Below are 19137 nucleotides of genomic sequence, written 5' to 3'. Positions count from 1 at the left end.
TCAGACATTTTTTATCAATAATAGCAAAGTTGCCGGCCAAAGAAAGGCCTTTATATAATTCTTTAAAGGTCGCATTTCGGCGTTACCTGATTTTATCTTTGAATAAAAACAAAATGAACAAACTGATTTCACATTTCTTTGAAAGGGTGCCTGAGGACGAACCTACATGCGCGCTGGAGTATTCAATTGGCGAAAAGATATTGAGGACTTTTTATAAGAGTCTGCTGATTGCCATTCCGGTTGGTTTTATAGTGTTGGTTACTTCAGTTCTGGTTGCGGCTATTGTGTAGTTAAAAGATACAAGGCAATAGGCAAAAGGCAAAAAGGCTTCCGACGGTGTCGGAAGAGATCCCTCCTCCGTCGGGATGACAGCGACGGAAGAGGAAAGACAAAAGTAAAAAGTTAACCGTCTCAAAATGTCGTTTTGCTGCTGTATATTTACAGCTTAATAAACACAGATTATGGCAAAGAATGAACAGATCCTGAGACTAAAACTGATTGAAGTTCTGTTAAGGGAAAGGAAAGAAAACGGCGCTTCTTATGAGGAGATTGAGGCGTACCTTGAAAAGCAATTTGCTTCGAAAGACCTGGGTTCGGAACTCAGGTTCAGTAAAAAAACTTTTGAGCGCGATAAGAAAGCCATCTCCGAGATTATGGGATTTGATATTTCTTATTCCAGAAAGAACAATGCGTACTTCATCGGTGATGAGGAATTGGAGCAGTCGCAGGACAGCGTCTTCGATAACCTTTTGCTGGTGCAGGCGTACCGTGCGACTCGTGACCGCAGCGACATTATGTTTTTCGAAGACAGGAAGTCCAGGGGTTTGCAGCACCTTCATGGCCTGGTGCACGCGATTATAAACCGACGGCTGATCAGCCTTCGCTATCAGAGTTTTTCGGAATCGGAGGGAAAGGACAGGGTGCTGGAACCTTATGCGCTTAAGGAATTCCGTTACCGCTGGTATCTTTTGGCGCGGGATTCCGACAAAAATGATTCAGCCCAGCCCAATGGAATTGTGAAGGCCTATGGACTGGACCGTATCTCCGGTCTTGAGATTAAGAAAACCACTTTCCAAAGGACCGGTTTTGATGTAAAGGAGGAGTACCGCAATCTTTTTGGAATTATTTCGCCAAATGACCATAAACTGGAGGAAATTGTGCTGAGTTTCGATGCCCATCAGGGCCAGTATATCAAGTCATTGCCGCTGCATCATTCGCAGGAAATTATTCAGGATGATGAAACCGAACTCCGAGTCCGTCTCAACATTTATCCTACTTACGATTTCAAGCAGGAAGTATTGTCGTATGGTAACCGCGTACGGGTCATCAGTCCGGCCGGTTTCCGTAACGGGGTTAAAAAAGAAATTCAGGAGATGCTTGCGTTTTATGAGTAATCATCCTCACGATGAGTAAAGATTTATAGTTTAATCCATTTTTAAAGATAATTCAAATGATGAAAAAAATATATCCTTGGGAAGTCAATGATTTCTCAAGCCCAGGCGATGAGGTGCCACATCACACAGAATGGGACAAGGTAACCGATTTTGATGAGGAAGGCTACGGCTGGGTGAGTACCGATAGTGGCTGGGGCTTCGTCAACCGCGATGGATATCTCGTTATTCCGGATGAATATGATCTGACTTTTTATCCGCACTTCCAAAACGGTCTTTGCAGGGCGATCAAAAATGGGAAATATGGTATTTTTGACCGTGATAATAATGCGGTAATACCTTTTATTTATGATACAGTGTTCGGAGATTTTGACAAAAGTGATCCTGTTTTGGCGGCATCCCTAAACGGGAAATGGGGTTTAATGGATTTAAAGCAAAACGAAATACTGCCTTTCGTATATGATTATATTACTGGCTTTAATGATCATCACATTGCTGTCCGATTAGGCGAGTACTTCGGAGTGGTTGATTACGGGCAAAATACGGTAATGAATTTTAAATGGGATTATCTTCATCTTCTGGATGGTAATTTTTCCGTTGGAAAGGCGCTTGAGATTTATTTTGATAAAGATAAAATAGATTCTCTGGGGAGTTACAGTTCTGAAAATTATAAGGATGTAGGACACCGCTACCAGAAAATAAAGTATGGCATCATCAACAGGGACGGAAAAGTGATTTATCCCTTTATATCTGATTCACCCATACAGGTATTCAATCCCGCCAGCGGGCGTGCAAAAATCTCTTTGAATCACTTTGAAAATCCTGCTGCAGACGTTGACTACCTTAGTTTTGTAGCCGATATGGAAGGTAACCGAATACCGTTCGATCCACCTATAAAAGAGGAGGAGTGGATTGATGCTTTCCACAAAAGCTGTCATGAACTCATTTGGGGCAAAGGCACCTGGCCATATTAATCACCTCAGCTAATTCCCGGCTCCAGCACAAACCGCCACGGCATATTCTTCCAGATCTCACCGGCATAATCTACCCCGATACGGGGACCTGCGCTCACACGCCCTTCCATCACAGTGTCTTCGATCCACAGCCGTTCCGAAGTGGCCAGGTCTTCGCCATAAAAGCTTTTATCGAGTTCCAGCAGATTGCCGATTCGCCCCGGTCCGCTTACAGTACTAAGACCGCGGATAAGCACCGCTTCAGGCTGCCCGGCCTTTCCGGTGACGATGTTCAGCAGCCAGTAGCGCCCGTATATCAGGTAAACATAGACTAAGCCGCCTTCCCCAAACATCAATTCCGTGCGCGGGGTCCGGCCTTTGCTGGCATGACTTGCCAGATCGTCGCTGCCGAAATAAGCTTCGGTTTCCGTGATCTGCGCACGCAGTTCGCGCCCGTCCGGAAATTTACGGACCAGGGTTTTACCCAGGAGGGCCTGTGCCAGATGTACTGCACTATGTTTTTGAAAATAGGAGTTAGGAATGCGTTTAGCCATTTGCAGAATAGGTAGAAGGGTGAAATGATGATAAAATCGAGTAGAAACCTTCAAATTATGTACCCTTCGAATATGTTGCCACACCCTTTATAGTTGGTAAGATCATTTCAGAAGCAAAAAACCGCTTCATCACGGGATGAAACGGTTTGGTAAGTTTGCGGTTATAATTTGCCGGACTCCCGGATTTCAAAAGGTGGCCTCAGCCTCCGCATTTTTAATTCTGGTCCGGCAGGAAACTGTACTCTTTAGAATAGCGCAGCATCTGCTCCGCAAAGGTTTCCGGATATTGCAACACATAATCAGTTACATTGCCGGCGCTGTTTTTAACCGGTGTAATATAAGGATTCACAAAACCGCGGTACGGCGCCTCCTTATACTGCGCGTTGCGCGCCAGCACTTCTTTGTGGATGGTCTGATCTACTTTAACACCGTAATTTTCAACAAGCTTCTGGGCGGCATTGTAATCGCCTTCCGATTTAATGCGCTGTGTCTCACGCAGCAACTGGCCGAACAGATCGTGCAGTTTATCGTAGTCGGTAATATTGAAATAGGTCTTGCCGTTTCGTGTAATTTTTTCAATCACATTGTCATTTTTCCCCTTTTCATAAACCCATGCGCTCACCCACTGGCGGTTCCGCATATGCGATTCTTCAATGTCAGCTCCCGGTTCCAGACGTACCAGTTGCATCATAAGCCCGTTGCGGATATAATTGTCATAAGAAGCTTTGCCCACGCCTTTCCAGTCATCCGTGAGTCCGAGTTCCTGAAGTTTTGGATTGTAAAGGAAGTAGAGTCCTACAAGGTCAGCACGGCCTTCTTCCAGTGTTGATGCGTAGCTTTTCAGCGTCTCTTTAGGCGTTCCCACACCCGGATTGAGCTGACCTGAAGCGTGGCCCACTACCTCGTGAAGGGCAGTGTGCAGTTTGCTGGAAAGTTCGCCATACTTCTGTGCGAGGCGCAGTTCTTCGTCATCATTCACGAATTCCTTAAGACGTCCGGAACCGGCTGCTTTATCATACGCGTCGATGATATTTCCGAGTGAAACGGATTTTGAACCGTGTTCAGCGCGGATCCAGTCCGCATTCGGAAGGTTCACACCGATGGCCGTGCTTGGTGATGCATCACCGGATTCCGAGGCTACAATTACCGTCTTATAGCTGACGCCTACCACATTTTTCTTCTTATGTTGTGGCATGAGCGGAGAGTTGTCTTCAAACCACTGCGCCTGCTTTGAAAGGACTTCCATCTTTTTGGACATGTCGAAATCCTTTATCTGTACCACGCTTTCATAAGAGCCTTTGTGCCCCATGGGGTCGCTGTACACTTCGATGAAACCGTTGATATAGTCAATGTTCCCTTCAGTGGCATCCACCCAGGCTACGTTGTAATCGTCCCAGGTTTTAAGGTCGCCGCTTTTGTAATATTTAATGAGCAGGTCTAATGCATTTGCCTGCTTCTGGTTTTCAGCCGCGCCTTTTGCTTTTTCAAGCCAGCCCGTGATCTGGTCGATGGCCGCGCCGTACATGCCGCCGCTTTTCCACACCTTCTCGGTCAGCTTACCGTTTTCTTTAACGAGTTTGGAGTTGAGTCCTGTTGAAAGCGGCCGTTGCGGATCCTTGCTTTTCATATTGGAGTAAAAGCGGTCTGCTTCATCAGCGCTGATGCCGTCACCGTAGAAATTAACGGCTGAACCTTCCAATAGTCCTTTGCTGAGGTCCAGGTTCACTTTTTTGCTGTCTTTATCATTAAAGAGTACATCAGCCACGGCTGTATTCAGCGTAGTATTGGTCTCTTTTAAAAGTTGATCCAGATAGACGCGGGAAAATGCCGGCTTCATCTTGTCGTTGGAGTAGTGGTGGTGAATACCGTTCGCGAACCAGATGCGTTTAAGATAAATCTCAAAGTTCTGCCAGTCCTGTGTGGTTTTGTCGCCCTTGTAATTCTGATAAACCTTTTCCAGGGCCCGGCGGATGGTCAGGTTGTTTTTATAGTTCTGGTCCCAGATGATATCGCGGCCTGCGTAACCGGCCTGGCTCAGGTAGTACACGTATTCTTTTTCTTTTAAAGTCAGATCATTCCAGCTTGGCACGTCGTACCGCAAAACTTCAATGTCTGCAAAACGGTCAATGCTGTTCTGTCCCTTTGGGGTGCTCTGTTCCTGAGGTGCGCTTTCAGCGGCGGCATTCTGTTGTGCCGTGCAGGATAATACCAGCGTAGCAGCCAGTGCGAGCAGCGTTATTTTGGTTCTGTTCATATTGATTATTTTAACAAAGATATTTATTTCAGTTGACTCAGTCGGACGGTCGGTACCGTTCCGTCTGACAGCTTTGAGAATTATCAGAATATTTAGGCAGTAATATCCAACATAGTGCGCTGAATTATCGAAATCGGTCTTTCAGGATTAAATGACATCGCGCCGCTGACAGGATTCAGGAGGAGACTTTTTTTTAACCGGCGTTGAATCCGTAAATTTGTGCAAAATACTTTATTATGAATTTAAAAGGTAAAAATGCTGTGATTACAGGTGGCGGACGAGGACTGGGTAAGGCAGTTGCCACAGCGCTGGCCAATGAAGGCGTTAATATAGGCCTGACCGGCCGTAATGAAGAAAACCTGAAAACAGTAGCCGCTGAGTTGAAGGCTCTGGGTGTAAAAGCAACCTACGCTGTGTTCAGCGTCGATGACGAAGCGCAGGTAAAAGAGGGTATCGAAACCCTGGCCCGCGAACTTGGTGGTATCGATATTTTGGTGAATAATGCCGGTATAGGCGATTTTGGGAAACTGAATGACATGTCCACTGAAACCTGGGAGCAGGTGATCAAAACCAATCTGTTCGGAGTGTATTACGCGGCAAAAGCCGTATATCCTTATATGAAAGAGGCTGGTGCGGGCGACATTGTAAACGTAGCTTCAACCGCCGGACTCAAAGGCGGCCCGAACATGTCGGCATATGCCGCATCCAAAGCCGCAGTGATATCGCTTTCCCAATCCATGATGGCGGAATGGCGCAAAGAAAACATCCGTGTCATCACCCTCACGCCAAGTACCATTGCCTCAGATATGTCCATCCAGGGCGGACTTACAGACGGTAATCCAGATAAAGTGCTGCAGCCGGAAGATTTCGCCGAGTGGGTACGCGATATCCTGAAAATGAACCGCCGCGCGATGATTGCCAGCGGCTCTATTTTCTCTACAAATCCGTAACATTGAGGAATAAGAGTACGGCTGCTTAACCCACTTGAACTTTAATCCCTGCCTTGGTGACAGATTTTTAATGTTGAATTTCTAATGTTGAATTCAGCTGGACTTTTTACGCACATTAATTACAAAGGCATATAGTTTTGCACATAGAGCACAAATTATATTTTGGAACTTTCGTAATCGCGTAATCGCGTAACCCCATAACCTTCTAACTTTCTAACCCTCTTCCTCTTGTCTGATATCTGATGTCTGATGTCTGAAATCTGATATCTGAAATCTTATGTCTGAAATCTGATATCCGAAATTTTGGTTCTATTAAACCACAGAGACACAGAGGATGCGCGAAGGCCACGGAGAGCGCAAAGCTTTGCAAAGGTGTAAAAGTCGTCAAGTTGAAAACTCAAATCTGTAGTCTGAGATTTAAGGTCTGACATAAGAAGTCTAAGATCTGAAATCCTGCGTGCAGAATCTGCTTTGGGTTGGCCGCGTCGCTCCCTGCGGCCGTTCTTCGCAAGGAATGTAATGTAAGTCTGGTGAAAAATTTTGTCACCCCTACATTGTTATGTAATTATAGCGTACCTACGGTACGCCCTGCACTTCCGTGCAATCATGCCTGCGCATATACTATTCTTACGGAATATTTTTCTGGAAGTACCCTGAATCTTTCTGGTGTCCCGAGTCTGAATTTGAAATCTGAAATCTTTTTTTCTTGGCTCCTCGTACCTCGCATCCCGAACACGTTCACAACCATCCCCTTTGCCATTCCTCCCGGAAACCGTATTTTTGCTCCATAATTTTAATAAACAATTCAGAAAAATGAAAAAACTGGCACTTGCATTCGTAATGCTTTCTGCAGTAGCTACTGCTCAGACCAAAAAAGTCCTGACCTCAGATATCAACTGGTGGGGCTATAAAGTGGCTAAAACCGAATCTTCGTCCCACTACGGCGACCTGAAAGTGAAAGAGGGAAATGTGCAGATGAAGAATAACGCCATTACCGGCGGAACTTTCGTGCTGGACATGAACTCCATCAACGCTACAGATGTTACCGGGACCACTCAGCAGAAACTTAACGGCCACCTGAAGAACGGCGATTTCTTTGAAACAGATAAATATCCTACAGCGGTATTTAAGATCAGCAGTGTGAAGAAATCCGGCAACGCCGCTTTTCCGCATCTCGTAACAGGTACACTGAACGCTAAAGGAAAAACCAATGAGGTATCGTTTCCGGCAAAGATCGCAATGAATAAGGGAGTGCTCACATTCTCTTCCGATAAATTCTCTATCGACAGACAGAAATGGGACATTGCTTACCAGTCTTCAATGAAGGATGTGGTGGTAAAAGATGATATTGACCTGCAGATTAATTTTACAGCGAAATAATTTTTCTGCAAAGCAAAAACAGGCGGCCCCATTTATGCGGCCGCCTGTTTTTTTTATCTGTCTTTAATTAATGATCCCTGAACTCACTTACAAAATGCAGTTTTACATTCGGGAATTTTTCCTGAGTCATGTGGATGGTAAATGACGAGTCGGCCAGGAAGACCGGTTGGTCATACTTGTCACGGGCCAGGAATCGCTGCTTCAGTCTGGCGAACTCTTTGAACTCTTCCGATTTTTCATCAGCTTCTATCCAACAGGCTTTGTGAATGGAAAGCGGTTCATAGGTACATTTCGCACCATATTCGTGCTCCAGCCTGTACTGGATTACTTCATATTGCAGGGCACCTACGGTTCCGATGATTTTCCGTCCGTTCATGCCCATAGTGAACAGCTGCGCCACACCTTCATCCATAAGCTGGTCTATACCTTTAGCCAGTTGCTTGGCTTTTAGCGGATCGTCATTATTTATATAACGGAAGTGCTCCGGCGAGAAGCTCGGCACTCCTTTGAAACTTATTTTTTCGCCGCTCGTGAGTGTATCACCGATCCGGAAATTGCCCGTATCATGCAGTCCTACGATGTCACCCGGGAAACTTTCGTCCACAACTTCTTTTTTATCGGCGAAGAAGGCATTTGGCGAGGAAAACTTCATCTTCTTGTTTTCTCTTACCAGCAAGTAGTTTTCATTTCGTTTAAAAGTACCCGAAACAATCTTCACAAAGGCCAGACGGTCGCGGTGTTTGGGGTCCATATTCGCGTGGATCTTAAATACGAAACCTGTGAAATCTTTTTCTTCAGGTTTTACGATGCGGGTTTCACTTTCCTTGGGCTGGGGCATGGGGGCAATATCGATAAACGCGTCCAGAAGTTCACGTACCCCGAAGTTATTCAGTGCCGAACCGAAGAAAACAGGCTGTAAATCCCCGTTCAGGTAATCCTCGCGGTTGAATTCCGGATAGACGGACTGTATAAGTTCCAGTTCCTCGCGTAAAGTAGCAGCGGCTTTTGCACCGATTACTTCGTCTATTTGAGGGTCAGAAATATCATCGAATTTTATGGTATCGCCTACGCGCTGTTTCTTTTCTTCAACGAAGAGCTGGATATTGTTTTCCCAGATATTATAAATCCCCTGGAAATCGGACCCCATACCAATCGGCAGCGAAAGCGGCACAACAGTTAAACCCAGTTTCTGCTCAACTTCATCCAGAAGATCAAAAGCATCCTTACCTTCGCGGTCCAGTTTGTTGATGAAGACCAGCATCGGGATATTACGCATGCGGCAAACCTGTACCAGCTTTTCGGTCTGTTCCTCAACTCCTTTGGCTACATCGATCACTACAATTACCGAGTCTACGGCTGTAAGCGTTCGGTAGGTATCTTCAGCAAAATCCTTATGCCCCGGTGTATCCAGGATATTGATTTTATGGTCACGGTAGTTAAATGCCAGTACCGAGGTCGCCACAGAGATTCCTCTCTGTCTTTCAATCTCCATAAAGTCGGACGTAGCACCTTTTTTTATCTTATTTGATTTTACGGCTCCCGCTTCCTGTATTGCTCCACCAAAAAGGAGAAGTTTCTCGGTCAGCGTGGTTTTACCGGCATCCGGATGAGAAATGATACCGAAGGTTTTCCGTTTTTGTATTTCTTTGATTAAATCTGACATATAGAAAATTGTGGCTGCAAAAATCGTGATTTTTAATGACATGTGAAAGTTGTAAGCTAGCGCGGCATCAATCCGGCTCAGCTCTTATTGTCAAAACCTTATATTTGCCGAAAATCATTTGCCAATGCCCGAATTAACCGATAAAGTTGAACCTCACTATACTTTTGGATGGCGGGGCGCTGTAGTACTTATTATGGGCGCAATGCTGCCGGTGATCCTCCTGAATGTAGGCGTTTTTCTTGCGGAAACTGTATTTGGCGTTCACATTCAGCAAAACGATCTTTACCTCATTCTTTCCAATGCAGTTCTTTGGATGGGTGCCATCTGGGCATTTGATTATTTTGAATGCCGCGCGGTCACAGGTCGGCCACTGAGGTTTAATCTGGATCCGATGAACATCAGAACTTATGCTCTAATCTTTCCTTTAATGTTCGGCATGATGCTTATCGCCGAATTCCTGAGCGGTCAGCTGCCCGTTACAGGTCCTTTTTTTGGACCCATGTATGAAGTCTTTACAGAGCTAATGGAACAGATGACGCAGAATACAGTCACTTTAGTGATACTTGCGGTAATCATGGCTCCTGTTTTTGAAGAGGTTGTATTTCGCGGAATCATACAGAAAGGTCTGATCAATAAAGGAATGAAGCCCATGACGGCAATTTGGATATCCGCTGTGGTCTTTGGGATTGTTCATGCCAACCCGTGGCAGTTTATAGGCGCCGTTCTGCTGGGTTATGTGCTCGGAATGGTGTACCACCGGACGAAATCACTGCTGATGCCTGTACTGCTGCATGCCTTTAATAATTTGCTTTCGGTGCTTCTGCTCACTTACAGTGATACTGAAAGTTTTTCGGAAGCTTTTGCGGTGTCAGAATATTTGTTACTGGCCGTGGGAATTTTAATAGTTGCACTGTTCCACTACCTGTTTGCCAAAAAGTACAGCCAGGCATTAAACTAATCTAAACCAAAACCCTCCCTATGGAATTACTCGTTGCCACGCATAATCAGCATAAAAAAGAAGAAATACAGCAGATCCTGCAGGGTCTGTTCGAAGTAAAAAGCCTTACAGATTACGACCTTCATGATGAGATTGTGGAAGACGGCCAAACCTTTCATGAGAACGCGCTTATAAAAGCTAAATACTGTTTCGATAAAACAGGTATCCCAAGTTTGGGCGACGATTCCGGTCTGGTAGTAGACGCCCTGGACGGCAGACCTGGAATCTATTCAGCACGTTATGCCTCTAACCATGATTTCCCGAAGAATATAGCCAAAGTTCTGGAAGAAATGGATGGTAATACCAACCGAAGTGCCTATTTTGTGACCGTTTTGTGCTATTACACCTCGGAAGGTGCTCAGTATTACGAAGGCCGCGCTTACGGTAATCTCCTTACCGAAAACAAAGGCAGACAGGGCTTTGGCTACGATCCGATTTTTGTTCCCGAAGGTTACGGAATGACGTTTGCTGAAATGGAACCGGAACACAAAAACCGGATCAGCCACCGCAAGCAGGCTCTGGACGCTTTTTTGGCCGATATGGAGAAGTAACTTTAGGACAATTCTATCTTCAGTCACGGCATAAATCTTTCATATATTTACGCGTTTTAAATTACTTTAACCTTGAGTACCTTTCTGACCATTTTGGGATACAATTCTGCAATCCCGACTGTAAATTCTTCACCAACTGCGCAGTTCCTGGAGATGGAGGAACGCCATTTCCTCATAGACTGTGGTGAGGGTACGCAGGTGCAGCTGCGCAAAGCTAAGGCGCGCTTTTCCAAAATCAACCATATATTTATTTCGCACCTCCATGGTGACCATTTCTTCGGATTGCCGGGACTGATATCTTCATTCCGGCTGCTCGGCCGGGAAACGCCTATCCACATTTATGGACCTAAAGGCATAAAGGAGATGCTGGAAACCATCTTCCGCATCTCGCAAACGCACAGAGGTTTTGAAATCATATACCACGAGTTGGAAAGTAAGGTTTCGGTTAAGATCTATGAGGACAACCGGCTGGAGGTTTTTACAATCCCACTGGATCATAGAATTTACTGTAACGGCTACCTTTTCCGCGAAAAGCCAAAGGACCGACATCTGAATATGGCGGAAATCGCCAAGTATCCTGAAATTGAGATTTGCGATTACCATAATCTGAAACTGGGTAAAGATTTTACGCTGAGCGACGGTTATATACTGAAGAATGAAAAACTGACCCTGGAACCCAGTAAATCCGTGAGCTATGCCTTCTGCAGCGATACGCGCTATCTGGAAAGCATAGTGCCTGTAATTGATGGGGTAGACGTGCTTTATCATGAGTCCACTTTCCTGCACGATTTGAAGGAGATGGCCGACTATACGGGGCATACTACTGCGCTGGAAGCCGCCAGGATTGCGCGGAAGGCTAACGTCGGTAAACTGATCCTGGGACATTTCTCCAACCGATATGGAGACCTGAAGGTATTTACGGATGAAGCACGAACCGTCTTTTCCGAATCTTACCTGCCAAAAGCACTGGAACCTATAAAAATTGGCTAAAGCGCATGCCGGACAAACTTTTTAATAAGTATAATTTTATTTTGATAAATAAAATATTATTGTATCTTGCAGCAAATTATTTAAAGAGAAATTCAATCAAAGTTCCTTTGTTCATTGTTGGTTTCCGCTTAACTAATCAACATTTTTATTTATATTATTATGAACATTTTTATTTCAAATCTTAACTATTCAGTAGTTGAGTCCGAGTTGCAGGCGTTATTCGAAAATTATGGTGACGTAGATTCTGCAAAAGTGATTTCAGACAGAGAAACCGGTAGAAGCAGAGGCTTTGGTTTCGTAGAAATGCCAAACAATGAGGAGGCATTAAAAGCAATCGAGGAACTTAACCAAAAGGAATTCAAGCAAAAAGTACTTAACGTATCCGAAGCTCGTCCGAAAGAGGACAGACCAAGAGGTTTTGGCGGCGGCGGTAACGGCGGTGGCGGTTATAACAGAGGCGGTGGCAACAGCGGCGGCGGTTATAACAGAGGTGGCGACAACGACAGAAGAAGAGAGTGGTAGTTTTATACCGCACATGATATATAGAGTCCGGCTTTGCCGGACTTTTTTGTTTTACAGTACATTAATTGCCGGCCAATGCGATTTTCAATTCACAATATATCCCTATCTTTGCACACATTATTTTTAAGGTTGAATCCGGGCTTCCGGCCAGACCGAAATTTTCTAATTCCTCTTTTATGAAATGTGGTATCGTAGGACTTCCGAATGTAGGTAAGTCAACTCTTTTTAACTGCTTAAGCAACGCCAAAGCACAGTCTGCCAATTATCCATTCTGCACCATAGAACCCAACCTGGGAACTGTTTCTGTGCCGGACGAAAGGCTTTTTGAGTTGGAAAAATTAGTGAATCCCGAGCGTGTGCTGCCTGCAGTAGTGGAGATCGTGGATATCGCCGGTTTGGTAAAAGGTGCGAGTAAGGGAGAAGGTCTTGGAAACCAGTTTCTGGCCAACATCCGCGAATGTGAAGCCATTATCCATGTTTTAAGATGCTTTGAAAACGGAAACATCATCCACGTAGAAGGTTCTGTGGATCCGATGCGCGATAAAGAGATCATTGATATCGAACTTCAGCTGAAGGACCTGGAAACGGTTGCTAAGGCGGTGGATAAAGCCAGGAAATTCATTAAATCCGGTAAAAAGGAGGACGTCCTGAACTATGAAACACTGCAAAACCTGCAGAAATTCCTCGAAGACGGACGCAACGCCCGGGAATTTGAAACCAATGACCATACAAAAGCCATTATTGATGACGTACAGCTGCTTACCAACAAGCCTGTACTCTACGTTTGTAATGTAGACGAAAATTCAATTAAGAACGGTAACGAATGGATTGCGAAGATTGAGGAGATGGCTAAGCGTGAAAATGCTGAGGTTGTTGTTCTTGCCGCTCAGATTGAAGCCGATATCAACGAACTGGAAACATTTGACGAAAGGAAAATGTTCCTGGACGAGATGGGTCTGGACGAACCGGGTGTAAATAAACTGATCCGTAAAGCCTATGACCTTCTTCAGCTGCAGACCTATTTTACGGCAGGAGTGAAGGAAGTCCGTGCCTGGACCATCGGCAAAGGGTGGACAGCACCGCAGGCCGCCGGCGTAATCCATACGGATTTCGAAAAAGGATTTATCCGCGCCGAGGTTATCAATTATAACGACTATGTAACCTATGGTTCCGAAGCCAAGGTAAAGGAAGCCGGTAAAATGGGCGTTGAAGGCAAAGAATACATCGTTCAGGACGGCGATATCATGCACTTCCGTTTTAACGTGTAATTATTCTTCAAAACAAAAAAATAAAGCCACTGGAAATATTTCCGGTGGCTTTGTTATGCATAATCCAACCTATGCGGGACACCGGACTTTTGATTTCAGAATAAAATTATATTTCCAACTCAGACAGCAAATCCTGCAGGTCAAGCGGCCGGGTGTACATTTCCAGTGAGCCGTCGGCTTTTTGTGGCCATAACTCAGGAGCACGGTCCCAGTAGAGCTCTACACCATTGCCGTCGGGGTCATCCAGATACAGCGCCTCAGAAACACCATGGTCGCTGGCGCCAGTGAGCGGATAACCTGAAGTCCTTAACCTTTTGAATATCTTTGCCAAATCCTTTCGCTCGGGATAGACAATCGCAGTATGATAAAGTCCGACACCCTCGCGCGGAGCATGTGGCATGTCTTTGCTGTGCCACGTATTTAAACCGATATGATGGTGATAGCCACCTGCCGATATAAATGCGGCCTGCTCGCCGTACATTGTTGTAATTTCAAAGCCCAGCAATCCACTGTAGAATGCCAGGGCGCGCTGCAAATCGGCTACCTTCAGGTGCACATGTCCAATTCTGGCGCCGTCCGGAATAATGTAATTGGTTTCCATTAGTAGTAGTGTTTACTTGATACATCAAAAGGGATGCAAATTAATACCCTCAAAAAAAATGCTTAGTTTTAAGATGTGATAAGTAACAGAATCAGCATCAATATCAGTTTAAGTATACCGCCATGGCAGAAAGATTGCATACAGTTTAGCATGTTTTCAAAAATATACGCTTTTATCTTCCTGTTCTCATTTTCGCTTTTCTATACACAGACCCGTGGCGATCGCGTTCTGGGCACCTGGCTGGCAACAGATCATTCGGTCGCTGTTGGTATTTTTAAATCCGGTAGCGAGTATAAAGCTAAAATTTTATGGTTCGATCCTGATTTGGGAAGCGGCACTCCGCTGCATACCCGTTTGGATCACCGAAATCCAAAACCGGAACTTCGCAAAAGAAAAATCATAGGTATGGAAATCCTGGAGGGCCTTGTATACAATGCAAAGAATCAAATATGGGAGAAAGGAAAGATCTATGATGCCAGTTCCGGAAAGTTTTGGGATTCCACCGCCCACCTCACCGCAGATGGTCTGCTTAAGGTGCGTGGATTCTGGAAGTTTTCCTGGATGGGCAAAAGTCTTACCTTCAAAAGAACAAATCTTACTAACTTTACGAAACTATAAAATAACTGTAAACTATGAGGATTATTATCAATTTACTAGTAACCGCCGTGGTTGCCTTTTTCCTGACTAAAATTCTTTCCGGTGTACACATTGACGGGTTTTCCACAGCCATTGTCTTTGCCATCGTACTGGGCATTCTTAACCTGATCGTTTCACCCATCCTGAAACTGCTTGGACTACCGCTTACGATCATCACGCTCGGACTTTTTTCACTGGTCATTAACGCCGTTGTAATCCTGATCGCCGACTATTTTATTGACGGTATGCACATAGACGGGTTCTGGTGGGCCTTTATATTCAGTATTGCACTGTCCCTGATTACTTCGCTGGTGAGCGGTATTTTCTCCTCGGACGACTGATCAGACTAAATAGTAAACAAATGCGCGGCGCAAAAATGAAATTTTGCGCCGCGCTTATTTACCTGTCAGTAACTCATCAGAACCTGTAACTGAAACCTGCGGTGTAGTTTCGCCTCTTGGTGGTAAATCCTACCACATCAGTGTAGCTTGTGTTAAACAGATTGCCGATATTCCCGAAAACTTCGAAGGATTTCCCAAGTTTCTGATTTAGATTCAGGTTCAAAAGGTGATAGGCATCAAGATTAACATCTACGCGCTCAAAGTTCTCATTGAAATAATAATCGGTACGTTTGGAAACAAACTGATGCGTAAGTGCTATACGTGTACCTGCCAAGGGTGCAATGTCAATATAGGAATTCACCCGGTTCTTTGGTACCCTCAGTCTTGTTGCCTCTTTTTCCTTTTCAACAAAACTGTAGTTACCGCCTAGTTTAACCTGATCAGTAATTCTGTAGTCAAAGCCCAATTCAAATCCCTTAATCAGGTTTTCGTCTACATTGACAAAATTACCTGTGAAATCAGGATTCGTTACATAAGCAAAAACATCTTTCTCCTCAGTCAGGAAAGCAGTAGCGTTAAAAACCATGCTACGGTCTTTGTTTCCAACACTCAGATCAACTTCGTGCGTGCTGTTCCGCTCCGGTTTTAGATCAAAATTTGCAGTGGTATACGGCAGTGTACCGTAGGTCTGGTATAGGGTAGGTGCAATAAACGCAGTTGCGAATGAGTAGCCCAGTTTGTAATACATGCTCCCGCTTTCCTTCAGGTAATAGGGATTTACACTGTACACAAAATGATTTCCGAATTTGGAATTGTTGGTCATTCTCGAACCGGCATCCACGTGGAAGTCCATATAATTTACACTGGCTTTGGCGAAAATATCAGTGTTATAAAGTTCAGTATCCGCTTTAATAAGGTCTTCCTGCATTTCAGAACTTCCCCATGGCAGGCTGCTTGATCCCAGTTGCTGTCTTTCGTGCTGAACTCCCGCTGTGATGCTGAAACGGTCGGAAATTGTATAGTTATTGAAAAGCTCGGCGAAAAGGTTGTTGCCACCGTAAAAATATTCGTCGCGGTAAGCGTCATTCGCATAGCCCTGAATCGTTCTGTCGGTGTTGGTATACCGTAAGTTGGCCACCAGCTGACCTTTGTCATACTTAAAATCTGCATTGGCACCAACGAATTTCTGGTTATCATCACCACGACTCATGCCGTCCGCAAATGCTCCTGCATCATACTCGAAAATATGGTGGTTCCAGCCCGCCTGCATGTTTGCACTTACGCGCGAACCCCGGTAGCCTACGGTTGCAGAGGCATTTTGTTTTTCAAAACCGTCTTTGTCAAATCCCGGACCTTCAGCGGACGAAAAACCATCTGACTTCTCATTGAATCCGGAAAGCTGATAGTTAAAACCGCTGATATTCCCACGCACAGCTGCATTTTGGGCAAATGTTCCGTAGGAACCGCCTCTGGCCGAAACTTCACCTTCCACAGTTTTCTTTGAGTTCTTTTGGGTGCGGATATTAATTACGGCACCGGCTGCATTGGAACCGTACAGAACAGATGATGCTCCGCTCAGTACTTCTATGCTCTCCACATTTTCAAGCGCGAGCAGCCTGAGGTCCGTGGCACTGTAGTCATTACCGGTAACATCTTTTAGCGGCACACCGTCCAGCAGAACAAGGATATTGCCTAATTTTCCGCCTCTGATCTTGCTGAATTTAGGTTCCTGTGCATTGTTTGCACTTCCGCTGACCTGGATTCCCGCTACCTGCTGCAGCACTTCTGCTACATTCTGCCCCTGAAATTTCTCCAGGTCCTCTTGGGTCAGCAGTTTCACATTCTTGCCGGTCTTGTAAAGCTGCTGCGGCACCTTGGAAGCAACGGTTACTTCGTCAATCTGGGTTACATCCTGTTGTTGGGACATTGCGTGCGAACTGACGACAAGCAAGGCTCCAACAAAAATTACTCTTTTCTTCATGAAAAAAATTTAAGTTAAAGTAAATGCCTACCGGAAAAAATAAAGTGTAAACGACCGGGGGGAAACCCTCAGTAATCCGACTTTTCCTCCGAAAGCGATTAAAAAAAAACAGTATTTCAGCAAGGTCTCCTGACTTTCACATTTGTTTTGCCTTCCCGTTTCCAGTGGCATTTGTTAAACAAATATTTTGCTTTTAGAGGTCTAAAACCTCTATTGGCGTGTGATTTACAGTTGCGGGGACAGTTCACGGATTGCACGTGATTCCCTTTTCTGAAAGTGGCGCAAAGATAATCTTTATTTTAGGTTGAAGAATATATGAGCCGCAAAATGTCGCACAGGCAGGCACAACTGGCGGAATGTCAGAGGAATAGAATACTGTTTTTGTTAAATAATTTACAGAAAACTAGAGTCAAAGGAGAAAGGAAGCAGGTCGCGAACTGATGAAGTCTTGAAGATTTGACCGCTGAGTGAAGTAAAGTAGATTTCTATTTTTTCTCCCTGCAGAGCTTCATACTCCAGAATGGACTGCCGGCACGAACCGCAGGGTGGGATAGGGGTGGATCCAAGAGGCGAATCGGGAGCGCCTATTACAAAAAGTTTTTTCATTTTCACGCCGGGATAGTTTGCGGAAGTCCAGTAAATCGTGGTTCTTTCGGCGCATAACCCTGATGGATATGCCGCATTCTCCTGGTTGCTTCCGGTAACGATTTCACCGTTTTCCAACAGGACCGCGCAGCCCACCTTGAAGTGAGAGTAGGGCGCATACGCCGATTCCCTTACTTTTTTGGCCGCCTCGAACAGTTGTTTTTCGGTCTCATTCAGTTCGGAATAACCGGCGATTTCCTCAAACAGGATCTTGATTTCTTTTTGCATGCAGTGAAAATAGGAAAGTAAAGGTAACTGTTTTTACTTTAAAATAGGTGCAGTCGGTAGATTGCCTCAATTGCGGTGCAATTCGCAAATTCCTGCCGTAATCACTAACTTTACACTTTAACAAAAATTAAATTCAGATATGCTTTATACTCCGATAAAATTCCGGAACCTTGAACTGAAAAACCGCTGGGTGATGTCGCCCATGTGTATGTATTCCTGTGAAGATGGTTTGGCCAGTGATTTCCATACCGTTCACTATGGCAGCCGCGCTCAGGGCGGTACAGGGCTGCTAATCGTAGAGGCCACCGGCGTGGTGCCCGAAGGTAGAATCACTAACGGTTGCATGGGTATCTGGAATGATGATCAGGCAGAAAAACTTAGGAAGATCGTAAATTTTGTACATGAAAATTCAGGGAGTAAGATCGGTATTCAGCTGGCTCATGCCGGCCGAAAAGCATCTACCTGGAACGGAAAGCAAATCTCTCTGGAGGAAGGTTGGGCAACGGTAGCACCTTCTCCTATTCCTTATGAAGAAAGTGAGCGTACGCCGCACGAGCTTACCGCTGAAGAAATTGCCGGTCTCGTTCAGGCTTTCCGCGATGCTGCGAAAAGAGCCCTTGATGCCGGTTTTGACCTTATTGAAATCCACGCCGCGCACGGCTATCTGATTCACCAGTTTCTTTCGCCATTATCCAATGTCCGGACAGACAGTTATGGCGGCAGTTTTGAGAACCGCAGCCGATTCCTGCTCGAAATTGTTGAGGCTGTTCAGGAGCTCCTGGACGATGATCATCCGCTGTTCGTGCGCATTTCTGCTACCGAATATGCCGAAAACGGCTGGGACCTGGAGGAAAGTGTGCAGCTTGCGAAAATTATGAAGGAAAAAGGAGTGGATCTGATTGATGTTTCAAGTGGCGGAAACATTCACGGTGCACGTATCTCCGTCTTTGATGGCTACCAGGTTCCTTTTGCCGAAAAGATTAAAAAAGAAGCAAATATTCCTGCCGGTGCTGTGGGTCTTATTACCAGTGCCGCACAGGCGGAGGAGATTCTTCAGCAAGAAAAAGCCGATCTTATTTTTGTGGCCCGGGAAATCCTGAGGAATCCCTATTTGGCGATTCAGGGCGCGCTTGATTCCAACGCCGACTGTCCTTTTCCGCACCAATATGAACGTGCGAAGATTTGATGTGTCAGAAGCAAAAAAAGTTGTATTATTGAAAGCATAAAATTTA

General features: G+C 45.1%; 19 protein-coding genes and 1 riboswitch. Of the genes, 13 read left to right on the top strand and 6 right to left on the bottom strand.

The window, feature by feature from the left end; translation table 11 throughout:
* The first annotated feature begins 113 nt into the window (after positions 1 to 113).
* From H1R16_RS02915 to H1R16_RS02905, 3 genes are all read left to right on the top strand, one after another.
* Positions 114 to 290 carry a hypothetical protein gene (locus tag H1R16_RS02915; RefSeq protein ID WP_181885741.1) on the top strand — a complete coding sequence of 59 codons (177 nt, stop codon included), beginning with the start codon at positions 114 to 116 and terminating at the stop codon, positions 288 to 290.
* A gap of 171 nt (positions 291 to 461) precedes the next feature.
* Positions 462 to 1394, top strand: coding sequence for a helix-turn-helix transcriptional regulator (locus tag H1R16_RS02910; protein WP_181885742.1), 933 nt, complete (start codon positions 462 to 464; stop codon positions 1392 to 1394).
* Positions 1395 to 1450: 56 nt separating this feature from the next.
* Positions 1451 to 2365, top strand: a complete 915-nt coding sequence (locus H1R16_RS02905; protein ID WP_181885743.1) for a WG repeat-containing protein — start codon at positions 1451 to 1453, stop codon at positions 2363 to 2365.
* 5 nt (positions 2366 to 2370) lie between these two features.
* On the opposite strand, the gene H1R16_RS02900 is transcribed toward H1R16_RS02905, so the two are convergent.
* Entirely contained in the window at positions 2371 to 2898 is a 528-nt protein-coding gene (locus H1R16_RS02900) for a DNA-3-methyladenine glycosylase (RefSeq protein ID WP_181885744.1), read from the bottom strand.
* Between the two features lie 214 nt (positions 2899 to 3112).
* Complete coding sequence (locus tag H1R16_RS02895) at positions 3113 to 5152, bottom strand: dipeptidyl-peptidase 3 family protein (RefSeq protein ID WP_181885745.1); 2040 nt, start codon at positions 5150 to 5152, stop codon at positions 3113 to 3115.
* Between the two features lie 236 nt (positions 5153 to 5388).
* On the opposite strand from H1R16_RS02895, the gene H1R16_RS02890 reads away from it, so the two are divergent.
* Positions 5389 to 6102, top strand: coding sequence for a 3-ketoacyl-ACP reductase (locus tag H1R16_RS02890; RefSeq protein WP_181885746.1), 714 nt, complete (start codon positions 5389 to 5391; stop codon positions 6100 to 6102).
* 813 nt (positions 6103 to 6915) lie between these two features.
* Positions 6916 to 7482, top strand: a complete 567-nt coding sequence (locus H1R16_RS02885; protein ID WP_181885747.1) for a YceI family protein — start codon at positions 6916 to 6918, stop codon at positions 7480 to 7482.
* 67 nt (positions 7483 to 7549) lie between these two features.
* Here the strand turns inward: H1R16_RS02885 and H1R16_RS02880 are convergent, their stop codons facing one another.
* Positions 7550 to 9145 (bottom strand): peptide chain release factor 3, encoded by a 1596-nt coding sequence (locus H1R16_RS02880; RefSeq protein ID WP_181885748.1) that lies wholly within the window; start codon positions 9143 to 9145, stop codon positions 7550 to 7552.
* 124 nt (positions 9146 to 9269) lie between these two features.
* On the opposite strand from H1R16_RS02880, the gene H1R16_RS02875 reads away from it, so the two are divergent.
* From H1R16_RS02875 to ychF, 5 genes are all read left to right on the top strand, one after another.
* Positions 9270 to 10103, top strand: a complete 834-nt coding sequence (locus H1R16_RS02875) for a CPBP family intramembrane glutamic endopeptidase (protein ID WP_181885749.1) — start codon at positions 9270 to 9272, stop codon at positions 10101 to 10103.
* Positions 10104 to 10123: 20 nt separating this feature from the next.
* Positions 10124 to 10693 (top strand): RdgB/HAM1 family non-canonical purine NTP pyrophosphatase, encoded by a 570-nt coding sequence (gene rdgB / locus H1R16_RS02870; RefSeq protein ID WP_181885750.1) that lies wholly within the window; start codon positions 10124 to 10126, stop codon positions 10691 to 10693.
* 72 nt (positions 10694 to 10765) lie between these two features.
* Positions 10766 to 11683, top strand: coding sequence for a ribonuclease Z (locus H1R16_RS02865; RefSeq protein WP_181885751.1), 918 nt, complete (start codon positions 10766 to 10768; stop codon positions 11681 to 11683).
* Between the two features lie 159 nt (positions 11684 to 11842).
* Positions 11843 to 12205 carry an RNA recognition motif domain-containing protein gene (locus H1R16_RS02860; protein ID WP_181885752.1) on the top strand — a complete coding sequence of 121 codons (363 nt, stop codon included), beginning with the start codon at positions 11843 to 11845 and terminating at the stop codon, positions 12203 to 12205.
* Positions 12206 to 12381: 176 nt separating this feature from the next.
* Positions 12382 to 13473, top strand: a complete 1092-nt coding sequence (gene ychF, locus H1R16_RS02855) for a redox-regulated ATPase YchF (RefSeq protein WP_181885753.1) — start codon at positions 12382 to 12384, stop codon at positions 13471 to 13473.
* A 106-nt stretch (positions 13474 to 13579) separates the two neighbouring features.
* Here the strand turns inward: ychF and H1R16_RS02850 are convergent, their stop codons facing one another.
* Positions 13580 to 14074, bottom strand: coding sequence for a VOC family protein (locus tag H1R16_RS02850; protein ID WP_181885754.1), 495 nt, complete (start codon positions 14072 to 14074; stop codon positions 13580 to 13582).
* A 150-nt stretch (positions 14075 to 14224) separates the two neighbouring features.
* On the opposite strand from H1R16_RS02850, the gene H1R16_RS02845 reads away from it, so the two are divergent.
* Both H1R16_RS02845 and H1R16_RS02840 read left to right on the top strand, forming a co-directional pair.
* Positions 14225 to 14692, top strand: a complete 468-nt coding sequence (locus H1R16_RS02845; RefSeq protein ID WP_181885755.1) for a DUF2147 domain-containing protein — start codon at positions 14225 to 14227, stop codon at positions 14690 to 14692.
* Between the two features lie 14 nt (positions 14693 to 14706).
* Positions 14707 to 15051: a phage holin family protein gene (locus H1R16_RS02840; RefSeq protein WP_181885756.1), complete on the top strand. Its 345-nt coding sequence runs from the start codon at positions 14707 to 14709 to the stop codon at positions 15049 to 15051.
* Between the two features lie 76 nt (positions 15052 to 15127).
* Here the strand turns inward: H1R16_RS02840 and H1R16_RS02835 are convergent, their stop codons facing one another.
* Both H1R16_RS02835 and cdd read right to left on the bottom strand, forming a co-directional pair.
* Positions 15128 to 17032 (bottom strand): TonB-dependent receptor plug domain-containing protein, encoded by a 1905-nt coding sequence (locus tag H1R16_RS02835; RefSeq protein ID WP_181885757.1) that lies wholly within the window; start codon positions 17030 to 17032, stop codon positions 15128 to 15130.
* A gap of 102 nt (positions 17033 to 17134) precedes the next feature.
* A riboswitch (cobalamin riboswitch) is annotated at positions 17135 to 17333 on the bottom strand.
* A gap of 92 nt (positions 17334 to 17425) precedes the next feature.
* The gene (gene cdd, locus H1R16_RS02830; protein WP_181885758.1) at positions 17426 to 17905 is read right to left on the bottom strand and encodes a cytidine deaminase; all 480 of its coding nucleotides are present in this window, start codon (positions 17903 to 17905) and stop codon (positions 17426 to 17428) included.
* Between the two features lie 139 nt (positions 17906 to 18044).
* Between cdd and namA the strand changes: the two genes are divergently transcribed.
* On the top strand, positions 18045 to 19091 hold the full coding sequence (gene namA, locus H1R16_RS02825; RefSeq protein WP_181885759.1) for an NADPH dehydrogenase NamA: 1047 nt from the start codon (positions 18045 to 18047) through the stop codon (positions 19089 to 19091).
* The last annotated feature ends 46 nt before the right edge of the window (positions 19092 to 19137 follow it).

The organism is Marnyiella aurantia (assembly GCF_014041915.1).
Lineage (GTDB): Bacteria > Bacteroidota > Bacteroidia > Flavobacteriales > Weeksellaceae > Marnyiella > Marnyiella aurantia.
Note: the sequence above shows the minus strand (reverse complement) of the source record. Positions and strands in the feature narration are given on the sequence as shown.